At 62.5% G+C, this 15,399-nt stretch carries 17 protein-coding genes and 1 tRNA gene; 5 read left to right on the top strand and 13 right to left on the bottom strand.

All coding sequences use genetic code 11. The annotated features are described in order from the left end of the window. The first annotated feature begins 163 nt into the window (after positions 1-163). The 3 genes from lepA to serA all read left to right on the top strand — a co-directional run bounded on the left by lepA (position 164) and on the right by serA (position 3,930). The gene (gene lepA, locus FCS99_RS11915) at positions 164-1,972 is read left to right on the top strand and encodes a translation elongation factor 4 (RefSeq protein ID WP_138512823.1); all 1,809 of its coding nucleotides are present in this window, start codon (positions 164-166) and stop codon (positions 1,970-1,972) included. Between the two features lie 78 nt (positions 1,973-2,050). Continuing rightward, positions 2,051-2,578 carry a peroxiredoxin gene (locus tag FCS99_RS11910; protein WP_138512821.1) on the top strand — a complete coding sequence of 176 codons (528 nt, stop codon included), beginning with the start codon at positions 2,051-2,053 and terminating at the stop codon, positions 2,576-2,578. Between the two features lie 140 nt (positions 2,579-2,718). After that, entirely contained in the window at positions 2,719-3,930 is a 1,212-nt protein-coding gene (gene serA / locus FCS99_RS11905; RefSeq protein WP_138512819.1) for a phosphoglycerate dehydrogenase, read from the top strand. Here the strand turns inward: serA and FCS99_RS11900 are convergent. The 3 genes from FCS99_RS11900 to FCS99_RS11890 all read right to left on the bottom strand — a co-directional run bounded on the left by FCS99_RS11900 (position 3,927) and on the right by FCS99_RS11890 (position 6,008). Continuing rightward, positions 3,927-4,601: an HAD-IB family phosphatase gene (locus tag FCS99_RS11900; protein WP_171036359.1), complete on the bottom strand. Its 675-nt coding sequence runs from the start codon at positions 4,599-4,601 to the stop codon at positions 3,927-3,929. The two genes, serA and FCS99_RS11900, sit on opposite strands and share 4 nt — an antisense overlap. A 72-nt stretch (positions 4,602-4,673) precedes the next feature. Further along, positions 4,674-5,333 carry a peptide-methionine (S)-S-oxide reductase MsrA gene (gene msrA / locus FCS99_RS11895; protein ID WP_138512814.1) on the bottom strand — a complete coding sequence of 220 codons (660 nt, stop codon included), beginning with the start codon at positions 5,331-5,333 and terminating at the stop codon, positions 4,674-4,676. Between the two features lie 66 nt (positions 5,334-5,399). Further along, positions 5,400-6,008: a DUF1579 family protein gene (locus FCS99_RS11890; RefSeq protein WP_138512812.1), complete on the bottom strand. Its 609-nt coding sequence runs from the start codon at positions 6,006-6,008 to the stop codon at positions 5,400-5,402. Positions 6,009-6,168: 160 nt separating this feature from the next. Between FCS99_RS11890 and FCS99_RS11885 the strand changes: the two genes are divergently transcribed. Continuing rightward, positions 6,169-6,259: transfer RNA gene (locus FCS99_RS11885), tRNA-Ser, on the top strand. A 315-nt stretch (positions 6,260-6,574) separates the two neighbouring features. Here FCS99_RS11885 and FCS99_RS11880 read toward each other — a convergent pair. From FCS99_RS11880 to FCS99_RS11845, 8 genes are all read right to left on the bottom strand, one after another. Continuing rightward, a complete protein-coding gene (locus FCS99_RS11880; RefSeq protein WP_138512810.1) occupies positions 6,575-8,323 on the bottom strand; it encodes a recombinase family protein in 1,749 nt (582 codons plus the stop codon). Further along, positions 8,323-8,760: a DUF2924 domain-containing protein gene (locus FCS99_RS11875; protein WP_138512808.1), complete on the bottom strand. Its 438-nt coding sequence runs from the start codon at positions 8,758-8,760 to the stop codon at positions 8,323-8,325. The genes FCS99_RS11880 and FCS99_RS11875 overlap by 1 nt, the downstream gene beginning before the upstream one ends. Further along, complete coding sequence (locus tag FCS99_RS11870; protein ID WP_138512806.1) at positions 8,760-9,263, bottom strand: DUF3489 domain-containing protein; 504 nt, start codon at positions 9,261-9,263, stop codon at positions 8,760-8,762. The genes FCS99_RS11875 and FCS99_RS11870 overlap by 1 nt, the downstream gene beginning before the upstream one ends. Before the next feature lie 147 nt (positions 9,264-9,410). Continuing rightward, a complete protein-coding gene (locus tag FCS99_RS11865; protein ID WP_138512804.1) occupies positions 9,411-9,776 on the bottom strand; it encodes a DUF3489 domain-containing protein in 366 nt (121 codons plus the stop codon). Between the two features lie 68 nt (positions 9,777-9,844). Next, a complete protein-coding gene (locus FCS99_RS11860; RefSeq protein ID WP_138512802.1) occupies positions 9,845-10,096 on the bottom strand; it encodes a hypothetical protein in 252 nt (83 codons plus the stop codon). Between the two features lie 97 nt (positions 10,097-10,193). Further along, positions 10,194-10,679 carry a DUF5681 domain-containing protein gene (locus tag FCS99_RS11855; protein WP_138512800.1) on the bottom strand — a complete coding sequence of 162 codons (486 nt, stop codon included), beginning with the start codon at positions 10,677-10,679 and terminating at the stop codon, positions 10,194-10,196. Further along, positions 10,679-12,076, bottom strand: coding sequence for a site-specific DNA-methyltransferase (locus tag FCS99_RS11850; protein ID WP_138512798.1), 1,398 nt, complete (start codon positions 12,074-12,076; stop codon positions 10,679-10,681). Before FCS99_RS11850 ends, FCS99_RS11855 begins: the two co-directional genes overlap by 1 nt. A gap of 304 nt (positions 12,077-12,380) precedes the next feature. Beyond that, positions 12,381-13,319, bottom strand: a complete 939-nt coding sequence (locus FCS99_RS11845) for a hypothetical protein (protein ID WP_138512796.1) — start codon at positions 13,317-13,319, stop codon at positions 12,381-12,383. 114 nt (positions 13,320-13,433) lie between these two features. Here FCS99_RS11845 and FCS99_RS11840 point away from each other — a divergent pair, with 114 nt between their 5' ends. Further along, positions 13,434-13,640 carry a helix-turn-helix domain-containing protein gene (locus FCS99_RS11840; protein WP_138512795.1) on the top strand — a complete coding sequence of 69 codons (207 nt, stop codon included), beginning with the start codon at positions 13,434-13,436 and terminating at the stop codon, positions 13,638-13,640. Between the two features lie 19 nt (positions 13,641-13,659). Here FCS99_RS11840 and FCS99_RS11835 read toward each other — a convergent pair whose 3' ends face one another. Further along, on the bottom strand, positions 13,660-14,121 hold the full coding sequence (locus FCS99_RS11835; RefSeq protein WP_138512793.1) for a hypothetical protein: 462 nt from the start codon (positions 14,119-14,121) through the stop codon (positions 13,660-13,662). 12 nt (positions 14,122-14,133) lie between these two features. Then, positions 14,134-15,093, bottom strand: coding sequence for a toll/interleukin-1 receptor domain-containing protein (locus tag FCS99_RS11830; RefSeq protein WP_138512791.1), 960 nt, complete (start codon positions 15,091-15,093; stop codon positions 14,134-14,136). Positions 15,094-15,399: the final 306 nt, after the last annotated feature.

Raw genomic sequence — 15,399 nt, 5'->3', positions numbered from 1 at the left:
CTTCGCGTGCGGGACACCGGTGGGTGTCACCCAAATTATCAAAGCGACGACGCCAACCCGTGTCCCGCACCCCTCACAGACCGCCAGGCGGGGACGCCATGGCGCGAATATCCATGCCTATCCCGCTTGGCCAAACCCCTTTTGAATGCTACCTGCCCGCGCCATGAGCACAGATCCGTCCCTGATCCGAAATTTCTCCATCGTGGCGCATATCGACCACGGTAAATCCACCCTGGCCGATCGCCTGATCCAGGTCACGGGTGGCCTGTCCAATCGCGAAATGAAGGAGCAGGTGCTCGACTCCATGGAGCTGGAGCGCGAGCGCGGCATCACGATCAAGGCCCAGACCGTGCGTCTCGACTACACGGCCAAGGACGGCAAGACCTATGTCCTCAACCTGATCGACACGCCCGGACACGTCGACTTTGCCTATGAGGTGAACCGCTCGCTGGCCGCCTGCGAAGGCTCGCTGCTGGTGGTGGACGCCTCGCAGGGCGTGGAAGCCCAGACCCTGGCCAATGTCTACCAGGCCATCGAGGTCGATCACGAGATCGTCCCCGTGCTCAACAAGATCGACCTGCCAGCCGCCGAGCCGGAGCGGGTGAAGGCCCAGATCGAGGATGTCATCGGCCTGGACGCGTCGGACGCGGTGGAGATTTCCGCCAAGACGGGTCTGGGGATCGAGGACGTGCTGGAAGCCGTTGTCACGCGCCTGCCGGCGCCCGATGCCGGTGATCCGGATGCGCCGCTCAAGGCCATGCTGGTGGACAGCTGGTACGACCCCTATCTCGGCGTGATCTGTCTGGTCCGGGTGATCGAGGGCACGCTGAAAAAGGGCATGAAGGTCCGCCTGATGGGGACGGGTGCCGCCTATCCGGTGGATGGCGTCGGCGTGTTCCGCCCCAAGAAAGAGGCGATCGACAGCCTCGGCCCGGGCGAGCTGGGCTATCTCAACGCCTCGATCAAACAGGTCCGCGACGCGCGCGTGGGTGACACGGTCACCGATGACAAACGCCCGGCCGACAAGGCGCTGACCGGCTACAAGCCGGCCCAGCCCGTCGTCTTCTGTGGTCTCTTCCCGGTCGACAGTGCCGAGTTTGAGGATTTGCGCGACGCGATCGAGAAACTGGCCCTCAACGACGCCTCTTTCTCCTATGAGATGGAAACCTCGGCGGCGCTGGGCTTCGGCTTCCGTTGCGGCTTCCTGGGCCTGTTGCACCTGGAAGTGATCCGCGAGCGTCTCGAGCGCGAGTACAATATCGAGCTGATCACCACGGCGCCGTCCGTGGTCTATCGCCTGACCATGACGGACGGGACCCAGACCGACCTGCACAATCCGGCCGACATGCCGGACCCGGTGAAGATCGACACGATTGCCGAACCCTGGATCAAGGCCACCATCCTGGTTCCGGACGAGTATCTGGGCGGCGTGCTGAAACTCTGCCAGGACCGCCGCGGTATCCAGACCGAGCTGACCTATGCCGGCAACCGGGCGCTCGTCGTCTATGAATTGCCGCTCAACGAGGTCGTGTTCGACTTCTATGACCGGTTGAAATCCGTCACCAAGGGCTATGCCAGCTTCGACTATCAATGGATCGAGGACCGGGTCGGCGATCTGGTGAAGATGTCGATTCTGGTCAATGACGAGCCGGTCGATGCGCTTTCCATGGTGGTGCACCGGGCCCGCGCCGACATGCGCGGCCGTGCCATGTGCGAGAAGCTCAAGGACCTGATCCCGCGGCACATGTTCAAGATCCCGATCCAGGCCGCCCTGGGCGGACGCATCATCGCCCGCGAAACCCTGTCCGCCCTGCGCAAGGACGTGACGGCCAAATGCTATGGCGGCGATGCCAGCCGGAAACGCAAGCTTCTCGACAAGCAGAAGGCCGGCAAGAAGAAGATGCGCCAGTTCGGCAAGGTCGAAATCCCGCAGGAAGCCTTCATCGCCGCCCTGAAGATGGATGATGACTGAGAAGTGAGCGGCGGGCCCTTGTCTGCCGCCGCAAAAGCCCCATTCTCTGCATCAACCAGATTCTTGAAGGGGTTTTCCATGCGCCATCTCATTGCCTCGTTCGCGGCGGTTGCCGCCCTGTCCGCTCCGGCCCTGGCCGAACTGGAACCCGGAGAGGCTGCAACCGATTTCACGGTCGAGGGCTTCCAGGCCGGTGAGCCGGTCAGCTTCCACCTGGCCGAGGCCCTGCAGGACGGGCCGGTCGTGGTCTTCTTCTTCCCGGCGGCGTTCACCGGCGGGTGCGAAGCCCAGGCGGCGAGTTTTGCGGAATCGATCGATCTGTTCGAGGCCGAAGGCGCGCAGGTGATCGGCGTCACGGCCGGCAATACGGACCGGCTGGCGGATTTCTCCACCCAGCACTGCGCCTCGGCCTTTCCGGTCTTCGCGATCGCGGACGGCATGATGCGCGATTACGAAGTCGGCATGATGATGCGTCCGGGTTGGACCAGCCGCACTTCGTATGTGATTGATCAAAATTCGACGATTGCCTTCACCTGGTCGGAAATGAACCCGTATGAGCATGTCGACCAGACGATTGCCGCGGTTCGTGCGCTGAACGAACAATAGTCTTGCGCGGGCAGGTCTGTGCGAGGCCCCTGTGAGCGGTAACAGGATGTGGACTATTGGCGTCCTGCATGTTGCGGTGCGCCATGTCCGGGCCTACCTAGGACCGGTCTGCCACTGGGGCCATCCGCAGGGAAATCGTCATGTCCGATACCGTCGTCCTGTTCGAGAATATCCACCCGCTCGCCGACCGCGCCTTCCAGGTCGCCGGTCTGGATGTCGAGCGTCACACATCGGCCCTGCCGGTCGACGAACTCCATGACCGCCTTGCCGGCGCCAAGCTGGCCGGGATCCGTTCGCGCACCAAGATGAATGCGGCGGCCTTCGACGCGGCGCCCCATCTGGCAGCCTTGGGCTGTTTCTGCATCGGCACCAACCAGGTCGATCTGGAGACGGCCGAGGCCCGCGGCATTCCGGTCTTCAACGGTCCGTTCGGCAATACCCGTTCCGTGGCGGAGCTGACCCTGGCCTCCGTCGTGATGCTGATGCGCGGCGTGCCGATGCGCTCCGCCGCGGCCAAGCGGGGCGAATGGATGAAGACGGCGACGAATTCCCACGAGGTCCGCGCCAAGAAGCTGGGCATTGTCGGCTACGGCAATATCGGCTCCCAGCTCTCCGTCCTGGCCTCGGGACTGGGCATGCATGTCTATTATTATGACGTCGAGCCCAAGCTGGCCCACGGCAATGCCCGCTCCTGTGCCTCGCTGGACGAGCTTCTGGAGACGTGTGACGTCGTCACGCTTCACGTCCCGTCCTCGCCGCAGACGCGCAATATCATGAGCCGCGAGGCCATCGCGAAGATGAAGCCGGGCAGTTTCCTGATCAATCACGCCCGTGGCGATCTGGTCGATATCGATGCCCTGGCCGATGCCCTGGCCGAGGGACGCCTGCTGGGCGCGGCCATCGATGTCTTCCCGAAAGAGCCGGCCTCCAAGGACGAAGCCTTCGTTTCGCCGCTGCAACGATTTGAGAATGTCATCCTGACGCCGCATGTCGGCGGCTCCACGCTGGAGGCCCAGGCCGCCATTGGCGAGGATGTGTCCGCCAAGCTGACCCGCTATCTGTCGCAGGGGTCGACCAAGGGGGCCGTCAATGTCCCCGAGATCGAGCCGGGCGATGTAAAGCCGGGGCGGGTGCGCCTCCTGTCCTTCCACGCCAATGCGCCGGGCTTCCTGATGCGCCTCAACGAGGCGATTTCGGCGACCTCGGCGAACGTGGCGGCCCAGCAGCTGGAGACCCGCGGTCAGCTGGGCTATGTGGCCTCCGATCTGGAAGGTCCGCTGCCCGATGATTTCATGGACCGGGTGAATGCGCTGGAAGGCTCGATCCGCGCGCGCCTGATCTATCCGGACTAGACGCCCAGCGCCTTGGCCAGGTCGGCAACACTGCGGACATAATCCGCGCCGGAATACTCGCACGCCGCGATGACGACATCGCGTTTGGCGATGGCGCCGAAGCCGATGAAACGGTCGGCGGCGCCATTTTCGAAAGCCTCGAAATCCGTCATCCCGTCCCCGACGACGATGGTTTCGCTGGCCGAGGCGGCAATCTTGTCGAGCACTTCCGCCTTGCCGCCATTGCGCGAGAGCGGGCAGTCAATGTCCAGCCCCACGACCCGGGCCTCTTGCCAGACAAAGCGGTTGGCATGGATGTCGCCCTGCTGGAAGCCCAGATCCTCCAGCACCGGTTCGATCAGGTCGGCAAACCCGCCGGAAACGGCATGCAGGGCATCACCGCGCTCGCGCAGTTTCCGGATCAGCGGCGACATGCCCGGCGTGATCCGCTGGCGCAGGGTCTGGGCGATCATGTCGACCCCGGCCTTGTCGAGACCGGCCAGTTTCAGCCGCGCTTCCAGACTGTCGCGCAGTGCCATGCGGCCGGACATGCCGGCATTGGTGATCTCGTGCAATTGCTTGCGGGCGGTCGCCGGGTCGGGCAGGGCGGCAAAGGCCGCTTCCAGTGCGGTGTCCAGGGATTCCACCCGCAACAGGGTGGAATCGACGTCGAAGGCAATCAGGCGTGTCACGTGCGCAGGTCCCGGGCAGTCCAGACCGCGAGTCTAGAAAGCCCGGACCGGCTTGTCAGTCTGTTTTGACGGTCAGGCCTGCGCGTTGACGCCCAGCCCGATCGGGCAGACCACGCCGGTGCCGCCAATGCCGCAATACCCGTCCGGATTCTTGGCCAGGTATTGCTGGTGGTAATCCTCGGCGTAGTAGAAATCGCCCGCCGGACGGATTTCCGTGGTGATCCTGCCCAGGCCGGCCTTGTCGAGCTCGTCCTGGTAGCGCGCCTGGCTGACCCGGGCCAGTTCGGCCTGTTCTTCGGTCATCGTGTAGATGGCCGAGCGGTATTGCGTGCCCTGGTCATTGCCCTGGCGCATGCCCTGGGTCGGGTCATGCCCTTCCCAGAAAACCTTCAGCACATCATCCGGCGCGATCAGGGTCGGATCATAGATGACCCGCACCACTTCGGCGTGGCCGGTGCGACCGGAACACACTTCCTCATAGGTCGGATTGGGCGTGCTGCCGCCGGCATAGCCGACCGCCGTGTGCCAGATCCCGGGCGTCTGCCAGAACAGGCGCTCCACGCCCCAGAAACAGCCCATGCCGAAGACGATCTCCTCCATGCCGTCCGGCACCGCGATCTTCAGATCGCGCCCGGTGACAAAATGGGTGTCGGCGGTCGGCAGGGCCGTATCACGTCCGGGCAGGGCCTTGTCGGCCGGAATGAGGTCGGTTTTCCACGGGGTGGGGATCATGGGGGTGTCCTGGAACAAGCCTTCTGATCCCCAATTTAGGGGCCATGACACGGAATGCCAGAGGCGTCAGTGCACCTCACTGCCAAAGCGCACCCGGTCGATGCGCTGGAACGGGGTCCAGGTCTCACCGCCATCCGTCGTCGCATCGATCACCAGGGCATTGCGATGCAGGTCGGTGAGCTGGAAGCTGAGCCGGAAGTGTGTGCGCACACCGTCGGGATCGATATAGGGCGTGTCGACCCGAAGATTGGTGACCACCAGATGCCCGTCCGTGTCGAAATCGCCTTCGAAGACATCCAGATTGCCCCAGGTGTCGTCCAGGGCGACGAGACGGAAGACATCGCGGTTCTGGTCATACTGGATCGTGGTCTCCAGCCGCCAGGCCTTCGCCGGGCGTTCTGCCGGTTCGATCCGCAACGCCATGCCGTCGAGCAGGTAGCGCGTGGTCTCCCGGTATACCGTCTCCGCAGTGTGCCATTCGCCATCGCGTCCGAAATCCTGCTCCGTGACCACCCAATCCCCGGCGAGCGGGGCCAGCCGGGCCATTTCCTGCCGAGCCTCCTCGCCCCAACTGCGTCGCGTGGCATTGTCCTGTGCCAGGACTGCCGGCGCGCCAAGGACCAGCAGGCCCGTGATGCCGCTCAGGAAAATGGCCTTCAACTGCTTGTTTTTCATGGAACTCCCCTTTGTGTTGCGCCGGTTTGTTCGGCGTCTGCGTCCCCCGCGACTTTCGCGGCAGGACGGGCCGGGAGCGAGTGAAAGTTTGGACAGGTGTTTCAACTGAGCGAGATGCCTTGCCCGCCGCGCTCTTATGAGTATAGTCCGCGCCTCTTGCGGTGAGGTGGCCGAGTGGTCGAAGGCGCACGCCTGGAACGCGTGTAGGCGGTGTCCCCGTCTCGTGGGTTCGAATCCCACCCTCACCGCCATTTATCCCTCCAAATCTGGATATGGCACCGGCGCCCGCCGGAAACCCCCGATAGTCCGCGGGTTAGCGCGCCTGCGCGCCTTAGAGAGCTTCGGGATCGGGCGTATCTGGGCTAAAATTCCCCTGAGGTCTCGCGGGCCCAGTTCGGGCAGATCGGGTAGCGGATTTGCCTGCTCTGGCCCCAAAAACAGGGATTTTTGCGAGAACAACAGCGAACGCCGGATCGGACGATCCTGTGTCGTTAATATAATCAATGAGTTATATGGGTTTCCCTAAACCCCGAACAGGGAAACTTTATTCCCTGTTCGAGCAAGTATCAGGCCCTGTTTTGGACCAAAACAGGCTCTGTTCGGCCGATTTCGGAAAACCCCAACACCCGCGCCTGTGCATCCCAGTCCAGAGGAATGGGGTGGGTGAGAAGATGCTGCAAGGTCAGCTCTGGCGGCTGGCGCCCGTCAAGGATCGCCGCGGTGATGTCGGGCGACAGGAAGGCCAGGCGGATGCGCTGGCGGATAGGACTATCGGTCCAGCCATAGCGTCGACCGATGGCGGCCAGAGAGACGCCGCGGCGAGCTTCGGCGAGCCATTGGTGGGCCTTCGCGATGGCATTGATCAGGGTTTGGTCCGGGGCCCGTTCGAACTGGCCGGTGATGATCTTGATCTCAACACCGCGCCGGCGCAGCTCAAACCCGGTCTCGATGGTGAGCTGATCCTCGGCGAGTGCGCTCGGGTCGATGTCCAGTGCTTCCGCCAGCCCCGCACGGTCGAGGTCGATGCGAAGCCGGTTCGGCGACACGCGGACCGTCTGGGTGATCACGCGCAGCGTCTCCCCGTCGCGCGCATCCAGTCGGGTCTTTACCCGACCGAGCGCGTCCTGCGCCCTGTAAATCGCGATGGGATCGGGTTCGCAGAAAAGCTGCTCACCGACCCCGTCGAGGTGACTGACGATCGCACCACAAACGGCCCGCTCCAGTTTGAGGGCCGGCAGGCGCCAACCGGAGGGATCGTCTGCCGCGCCCTTCATCAGCCGCCGTGAGACATAATATCGGATGCGCTTGTGACCGTTTTCCGTCTTGCGCCGCGAATGGCTGGGCGTCAGGCGATCACCCGTCTCATCAAAGAGCTTTCCGGCGAGCGGTGATTTCTGATCGGGTTGTTTGAGCGCTTTGGTGGCGGGATCTCGTACGCGCGGTCGGGCAGCTTGGGCCTGGAGTTTGTCCTGTACACGGGCCCAGAGATCTTCAGCGATGATGGCCTCGTGCTGGCCGTCATAGGTCTCCAGCTTGTGACGGATGCGGCCGACATAGATCGGGTTGGTCAGGATATTGTGGATCGCGCCATGGGACAGAACGGCCCCGCCATACTGCTTGCCCGAGGCGAAGGTTCGATGCTTCGAACGGATTCCTTGAGCCTCGGCCTGGGCCGCGACGGTGGAAAGACATTCATGTTCGTCATAGAGCGCGAACAGGGTGCGGACATTGTCTGCCTCACCGGCGTTGACGATCAGGCCTCTGGCATTGGGGTCGGGATCGACGTCATAGCCGGTGGGCACCATGCCGCCCATCCACATGCCCTTCTTCTTGGAGGCCGCGATCTTGTCGCGGATGCGCTCGGATGTGACCTCCCGCTCGAACTGGGCAAAGGAAAGCAGAACGTTCAGCGTCAGCCGGCCCATCGAGGTTGAGGTGTTGAAGGCCTGGGTGACCGAAACGAAGGAACAGTCCGCCGCATCCAGCCGGTCGATCAACCGGGAAAAATCCGCCAGCGAACGGGTCAGCCGGTCGATCTTGTAGACGACGATCATATCGACCCGACCGCCATCGATATCGGCCATGAGACGCTGGATGGCGGGGCGCTCCAGCGTGCCGCCGGAAATGCCACCATCATCATAGCGCTCGGGCAATAGCTTCCAGCCCTCAGCTTTCTGACTGGCGATATAGGCCGCGCAAGCCTCGAACTGGGCGTCCAGCGAGTTGAACTCCTGGTCCAGTCCCTCCTCGGAGGACTTGCGGGTATAGATCGCGCAGCGGATGGTGCGGCGGGCGTTTCCCGGGGCTCGGTCCATCACGCGGCCTTCTTGCGCGAGACGAGCCCGAAGAAGCGTGGGCCTGACCAGTGCGTGCCCGTGATCGCCTTGGCGATGGCGGACAGCGAGGTGAAGGTCTCGTCGCGGTAGCGATAGCCTTCTTCAACGACATCGACGCGGTGCGTGATTCCATTCCAGGTGCGCATCAGCTGCGCGCCGGGTTTGAGTTTGGGGGCCGCGGGCTTGGGTGTCTCACCGGCGGCAAGCGAAAGCAGGCGTTTTTCCAGGCGCGGGCCAAGCCCGCCCCTGGCCTCGACCTGAAGGTCGTAGGCCAGAAGACGGGCCAGAAACGCCTGGCTCGATCCACGCGGCGGTTTGGTGGCAAAGCTGGCCAGCCAGATCGCCACCAGCTCATCCCGCGGTCGTTCAACCAGGCGATCGAGATCAATCTCGACCGAGCGTTTGCGCCGCGCCATCAGGCCGCCTCGACGAGTTTGTAACGCGAGGACCGGCTGCCTTCGGGCGGGGGAAGTTTGTCGATCGTGTAGCCGGCCTTCTTGAGGCCCGTCAGGGCGGCCCGTGTGGTATGGGGCAGCCATTCGAGCGCCGCTGCCAGATCAGGCACGGTGACGCCCTTCTCGGCGGTCAGGAGCGCGATCAGGCGGGCCTTTTTGGTCGTCGGTCCGTCGGGCTTTGCTTCCGAGGGCTCAGGCTCTGGCGCTGGCACGGAGCCGGGCTTGCTCTTCGCCGTCCCGGTGGCCTTCGTCGGCGCTTCAGAGAGGGCGGCCTGACCCACCTCGGTGAGAGCGATGGCTTTGCCTGTCCGCGTGAGAAGTCCGCGGCTGGCGAGGTGATCGAGATGCGCGACCAGAGCGGCGCCCGAGGCCGGCAGACCGGAGAGCTGATCGACGGGCGTGGGGCCGTCCTGGGCGCCGAGGGACTTGAGGATGGCAAGGTGGGTGGGTGTGAGTTTGGACATGTCTGTCTCCTGTGATGGCCCCGTCGCGGGATGCGAGGGGCTGCACTGAGACAAGCCCGGGTCCTTGAAGCGGAGCCGTCCGGGCGTGGTCAGCATGCATGCTCGGGTCGGGCAGGAAGTCCAGTCCGACTGTGCTCATTTAGGCTTTTAGTCCCGCAGGATGCGGTAGGTTGATCGTTTCTGGCCGGGCAGCCGATTTCGTTCGATCACATAGCCTTCTTGGCGAATATCCGTCAGCACGGCCGATAAGGCGCCGCTGGACCATTGGAAGCGGTTCTCTATCGCCTCGGCGCTCGCGCCATCAGGGTGTTTGAGCCAATCGATCAAGGCTGCGCGCTTGGTGTGCGGTCGCCGTCGCCTGGCGGTCTGAATCCTGGGTGGGATATGGGCCTGTTCAAGCAAGGCCGAAATTGCGGTCAGTCGCGGTCGAAGTGTAGGGCAATCCGTCAGCTCGCGGGCTTCCAGACATTGTCGCCGCGCTTCTTCAAGAAGGTCGTAAAGCGGATCAGTCATGCGAAGTCTCCTGTCTCGTCACCACCGCTCGGGTCCGGCAGGAAGTCCAGTCGGCAATCGGTGTGTCGTCACATGTCCAGTTGATCACCAGCGAACCGGGCCGCCTCGCGCAGAATGGTGCGGGCGAGGTCACAGCTGCGCTCGATGTCATAGCAGGCGGTGATGATGGCTTGGGCGTTTGCGCGGACATTGCCGACGGCGAGGGCGGCTTCCGAGGCGTTGCTCAACAGCGTGCAGGCTTCAACCATCATGATGTGGGCGGGGTCGAGTTCATAAAACTGCGTGCGCGGTTCGGGCGGGTCTTCAAGATCGTCACTCATGGCGCCAAGGAGGACCGACCCGCCCGGACAGTCCATCCAGCAGCGCGCAGAAAAAAGCCGGGGCGCAAAGGCCCCGGCAAAGCGCACGATAGAACGACTATCCGTTTATGTTTTGGCTGCGCAGCCACTCGCCCTCGTCGACGACCTGTTCATTCGGCAAGGCTTCCCATTCCTCGTCGGAATTGCACGGCTCTGGCAGCCCGAAGTAGATAAACTTCGTTTCCGTCAGGTCTTGCGGCTCAGGGGGAGCAAGTTGTCCTGACATCCCCAATAGCTTGATAAACATGTTCCCGGCGGCTGTGTTGTCATTCATGGCCAGTTGGAAGAGCTTTTCTTGGAACGCCCTGAAGCGCGGCACGTTCTCAACGCGGCCGCCGCGCTTGATGGGGATCGTCTCGGACGCAAAATCGGCCATCAATTCCCGGGCGGTCGGCCCCTTCTTCTTCGGGCGGCCGTTCGGGTTGCCACTCTGGCCGGGTTTGAACTGATGCTCCTTCGGCGGTTTGCAGTAGCCGACCGCCTCTTCGTCATCCGTCGCCGTCGCGGGCATCGAATTCGCCGGCAGCTTTTTCGACCGGGCCATCACGCAGCCTCCTCATCGCCGGAGGTCGTCGCGTCCGCATCATTCGCCGGCGCCTCAGCTTCAGCTGCTATTGCATCTACCGCCCGCCGCGCCGCGACCTCATCAAAAGTCTCGCCGGTTGCAGCGAGGACCGGGACGTCGCCATAGCGCTCGATCCAGCGGCGCACAGTGACGTCACAGTATCGCGGCTCATACTCAACCAGCCGGGATCGCCGGCCGGTTCTGTGCGCCGCCATCAGGGTCGAACCGGATCCGCCAAAGACATCGAGTACGATGTCCCCGCGCCGGGTTACGTCGAGGATCGCATCGGCCAGGAGACCGACAGGCTTGACCGTCGGATGGTCGGCGAGGTCCTTGTCTCGCGAGGCAGAGAAGCTGTTTGCTCCCGCGCAGGACCATACATTGGTTCGGTTGCGCCCGTGGCGGCCGAGCTCGACCGTGTTGATGTGTGCTCCCCGGCCTGACTTGAAGATGAAGCAGAACTCGTGCGCGGACCGGTAGAGCGAGCCCATACCGCCATTGGTTTTGGCCCACACGCAGATGTTCTTGAACTCATCAAACGCGGCGCCGCCCGCGGCCATCATCTCTTCGACATGCCGCCAGTCCATGAAGACGAAGGCGAGCGCCCCGTCTACGAGCTGACCGGCTGCGCCCGTGAGCGCGTTGGTCAGGAAGTCTGTGAAGCCCGCCTTGTCCATTTCACCGGACGCGAAAGCGAACTCGGCGTGCTTGACCTTGCCCAGGCCGCCCACATGCCCGTCGACCTTCACATTATAGGGCGGGTCGGTCAGCAAGAGCTGGGCCCGGTCTTCACCCATTAGCGCGGCTCGGTCGTCTGCGTCTAAGGCGTTGCCGCAGATGAGCTTGTGGTCACCACCCGCGAAGATCCAGACATCGCCCGGCTGGGTGATCGCGGGCCCAGCCTCAGGCTCCGGTACGGTATCTTCAGCGTCGGCCGGTTCGTCTTCCAGCAGGATCTGGTCGATCTCACCGATCTCGAACCCGGTATCGGTCAGCTCGATCTCGTCCGCGTCCAGCTCCAGCGCACCCAGTTCCAAGCGCAGGAGGTCACGGTCCCAGCCGGCATCTTCCGCCAGCCGGTTATCCGCCAGGATGTAGGCTCGGCGCTGCGCTGGGCTGAGGTGTGCCAAAGGGATGGTGGGCACGGTTTTGAGGCCCAGCTTGATGGCCGCCATGACCCGGCCGTGACCCGCCAAGATGCCGTTTTCGCCATCGGTTAGCACAGGGTTGGTAAAACCGAAGGTCTCGATCGAGCGCGCCAGCTTGTCGATCTGGCGGTCGGAATGCGTTCGGGCGTTCTTCTCGTAGGGGACAAGCTGGCATGGGTCTGCCGGGATCACGTCGAAGTCACGTGCGTGAGGTTGCTTGGTAGACATAGGTCTATCTCCAAAGGCCGGCGGCAGCGCGCATGAGAAAGGAGTCCGTGCGCGGCGCCGGATAAGATGAAAATTTGGGGTGAAAGCTCCGCAGACCCATGTCATCGGAGTGTCGTTCGACGATCATCGCGCACCATGTCGCGAGAGCGCGTCAGCGACGTTGGGGGAGCAGCGCCATGTCCGCTCAAAATCCCCGGGACCTTCCACGACCTGTCGCATCACGCTTGGGTCAGTTTGGTGTCTCAGACGTCAATTATTATAGGGGTTTCGGCGCAAAATTGGAACTGTCCAGTTGCAAAATCGCTCATCGGACGCGATTTGTGAGCCACCGCAGCAATCCCCGCTCCAAAACGCTGTTGGCTATTACGCCTAGATCCATGATCTGCACGCGCGGGTCGGTGCATTTTAGCGCCGGTCCGGTATGATAGGCGTAGATCATCCGGTCGACCCCATAGGCCTCAAATTCTCCGAGATAGACGTCGAACTCGGATTGGCGGGTACGTGACTTAACCTGCACGAAAGCGCGCTCACCGGTCAGCGGCTGGACGACCTCGAGATCGACGGTCTTCTGGACCCCGCCGATGGCTCCGACGCGTTCCCAGCCCGACCGTGCGACGATGAGGTCGATCAAGATTTCAAAGTCATCGGCCGACAGCATCGGGATGAGCGTGCGCACCAAGGCTAGGAGCTTTTCGCGCGCCTTCTCCGCGGCGACGACTTCGGGATGGGGCGTGGCGTTGATGAGGCGGACAACACGCTCGGCTTCTTTGACATTGCAGAGGGTGCGGCGATAACCGGCCAGGGATGCGATCCGTCCGTCCAGATCGCGGAGCTCCAGCGGGATCCCTTGCGCGTCGTGTGATGACCAGCCACCGGCTATGCGCCGATAGCGCGCGCCCAGTCCGTCAGCGGGATCGGTTGGAATGACCTCGGCCTCCGCAAAGCCCCACCAGAGCTTGCCCGCTTCCAGCGTGATCCAGAGGTCGGTCTCTGCGGCTTGATAGAAGGCTGTGATCTCCCGCGCATCTCCGCGGGCGGACTGGGCTTTGCCATCGCGGAAAGCGAGGCAGGCTGCGAAGAGAGCCTCGGCGTCTCCCGATGCGGCGACGCCGTGGTCAATCTCATGAAAATCTAGGACCAGCTTACCTGTCGCCAGGGCGTCCTTCGCGAACACGCCGCCAGCGCCGAGCTTGATATAGCGCACGGCCGTGGGGGCGATCGGAAAAGGTGTTCGGGTCTGCATCCTATGAGTCTCGTCCAGCTCACTGGCAGACAGCGTCCTTTGGCGCGCCAGTCAACTCGAAATGAGACTCATAGGCTGTAGTCTTATGGGCTGCATATCCGTCCTTTACTGCAGATGGATATCAGCGCCCGCCTTGCCGCCAACATGAAACGCCTGCGCAAAGAGCGCGGTTGGTCGCAAGAAGACCTGGCGCACGAGGCCGGCCTTCACCGCACCTACATCTCCCAGCTCGAACGCTGCAAGAAAGCCCCCACCATCGTCTCGCTCGAACAGATCGTGCGGGCGCTGGGCGTGGGGTTTGATGAGATGTTGGGGGAGTGAGGCTGAAGGAGCGGTTGGGCTATTTGGGGCCGACGTCGATGGTCTTCAAGACCTGCTTTTGCTCGCCCTGGCCAAGGGTGATTTGCCAGCGTGGGAACGCCACTCCGATGCTTGCCTGATGTGGTTGTGCAGAGTCTTCGATCGCCGCCATATACCTAGTGCCGTGATTGCCGACGAGCCGGATATAAGGCTTGTCACCCGCCAAAATGATACAGCCCGCAGGAGCCTGCCCGGTTCTGGAATCGAACACGCACGTTTGGTCCAGTTCGATGGCAACATCCCGTATGATCAGCCCCGCCCAATCATCAAATTCGCGCCCATAAGCAACAAACGGGTCTTCGCCCGACAAGACGACGGCCGACCGATTGTCAGGAGTGCCTATTACCAGCAACTCCAGCCCACCCAACGAAGTGGCGACGAAGAATGACATTGGTGGAGCGTCTTGCAGGCTGCCAGCAAATGCCTGTGAGATAGAAATCATAATGGCCTCGAACTACTGCAACGGAGCGATGAGAAGGCCCCAGTAAAGCTCGGCGGCCCCCTCTTGGGAAAGCTTCATGTCTCGTTCGCGTGATGCGTTGAACATGGCCATGCCCATGCTGGTGAAATAAAGCGATTGGTCGTCCGCTTCGACGCGCAGGGACTCGTTCATGGAGTTGCTTTCGCTGGTCTCGCCGTGGACGAAATTGATCCCGTTGCCGAACCCACCGCCCATGAAGATCGTGCAGCTGCAGACGACCGCGCCTGCGCGATAGATCACAGCGGTGAAGCGATTGGCATCGATGTGTCGGAACACGCCTTCTAGCTCAGGATTTCTGGCCGCGAGCTCGTCCAGGGAATTCTCGAAAAAGCGGGCCATGAAGGCGAAGGTCTCATGTTTGAACGCGTCTTTGTCGCGCTGCGAGAAGGTTTTTGCCACGCGTAGATTGCTCGACCGCGGCGGTGTTTGGATCGCAGGTGTCGCCGTTGCGGGTGCCACCGGGGCGGTCGCCACAAAGGTGGCGTGTTCAACGTCCGTGAAGCGCTGTGCGACAGCCCTGATTTCTTTTGCCACGTCCAAAAAGGCTTCGTCCAAGTCCGTCCATTGCTTCACAGGCTTGCCATCCCGCGGAACCGCTTTGAGGCGTCCGAATGGTGCTGGCTGCCAGTCGCAAGCACGCAAGATCACTGGAATGACAATGGCTTCGCCGGCGCCGTGACGTTCCATCGCCCGCTTCATCTCGACTTCGTAGCAATAGTCCGATGCGATGAAATCGGGACTGACAAGCAGCAGAATAATGTCGTCCGTGTTGATATGCTGGTCGATCTCCAGATCCAGTTCTCCGCCGGCAGGGATTCGTCGGTCGTGCCACGCGTCGATGACGCCTTGGCGTTTCAACATCGCGAGCTGAGTTTCCAACTGGTCGCGGAGGTCCTCGTCTTGGTGGGAATAGGAAAAGAACAAGCTGGGCAATGAACTCTCCGGCGCGTCAGTAGGCGGGCAATTTGGCGGAGATTCCCTGCTCTTGTCGATGGACGCCTTCTAGCGGTGTGGCGGAACGTTCGCTTCGGCGCAGGAGGGGGCGAAAGAAATCCAACGCCTGAGTGACAAGGGTTGATCATTTCCTGTCGGTAGCCTGAGCAGCTTCAGCCGTTCGATTTCAGACAGTTTCGCCATTTTCATGATCATTCAAAGTGGCCAATCGGCTTTCAGCGCCAGTGCATGCATTTGCCGAATGTTGGAACGCCGGAGCAAGTGGACTTGCGAAAGAGCCGGAAT

Origin of the sequence: Maricaulis alexandrii (assembly GCF_005871165.1) — a bacterium.
Taxonomy (GTDB): Bacteria; Pseudomonadota; Alphaproteobacteria; order Caulobacterales; family Maricaulaceae; genus Maricaulis; species Maricaulis alexandrii.
Note: the sequence above shows the minus strand (reverse complement) of the source record. Positions and strands in the feature narration are given on the sequence as shown.

Coding starts and splice junctions, on each gene's coding strand:
- lepA (WP_138512823.1), top strand. CDS start 164: ATGAGCACAGATCCGTCCCTGATCCGAAATTTCTCCATCGTGGCGCAT.
- FCS99_RS11910 (WP_138512821.1), top strand. CDS start 2,051: ATGCGCCATCTCATTGCCTCGTTCGCGGCGGTTGCCGCCCTGTCCGCT.
- serA (WP_138512819.1), top strand. CDS start 2,719: ATGTCCGATACCGTCGTCCTGTTCGAGAATATCCACCCGCTCGCCGAC.
- msrA (WP_138512814.1), bottom strand. CDS start 5,333: ATGATCCCCACCCCGTGGAAAACCGACCTCATTCCGGCCGACAAGGCC.
- FCS99_RS11890 (WP_138512812.1), bottom strand. CDS start 6,008: ATGAAAAACAAGCAGTTGAAGGCCATTTTCCTGAGCGGCATCACGGGC.
- FCS99_RS11880 (WP_138512810.1), bottom strand. CDS start 8,323: ATGGACCGAGCCCCGGGAAACGCCCGCCGCACCATCCGCTGCGCGATC.
- FCS99_RS11875 (WP_138512808.1), bottom strand. CDS start 8,760: ATGGCGCGGCGCAAACGCTCGGTCGAGATTGATCTCGATCGCCTGGTT.
- FCS99_RS11870 (WP_138512806.1), bottom strand. CDS start 9,263: ATGTCCAAACTCACACCCACCCACCTTGCCATCCTCAAGTCCCTCGGC.
- FCS99_RS11865 (WP_138512804.1), bottom strand. CDS start 9,776: ATGACTGATCCGCTTTACGACCTTCTTGAAGAAGCGCGGCGACAATGT.
- FCS99_RS11860 (WP_138512802.1), bottom strand. CDS start 10,096: ATGAGTGACGATCTTGAAGACCCGCCCGAACCGCGCACGCAGTTTTAT.
- FCS99_RS11855 (WP_138512800.1), bottom strand. CDS start 10,679: ATGGCCCGGTCGAAAAAGCTGCCGGCGAATTCGATGCCCGCGACGGCG.
- FCS99_RS11850 (WP_138512798.1), bottom strand. CDS start 12,076: ATGTCTACCAAGCAACCTCACGCACGTGACTTCGACGTGATCCCGGCA.
- FCS99_RS11845 (WP_138512796.1), bottom strand. CDS start 13,319: ATGCAGACCCGAACACCTTTTCCGATCGCCCCCACGGCCGTGCGCTAT.
- FCS99_RS11840 (WP_138512795.1), top strand. CDS start 13,434: ATGGATATCAGCGCCCGCCTTGCCGCCAACATGAAACGCCTGCGCAAA.
- FCS99_RS11835 (WP_138512793.1), bottom strand. CDS start 14,121: ATGATTTCTATCTCACAGGCATTTGCTGGCAGCCTGCAAGACGCTCCA.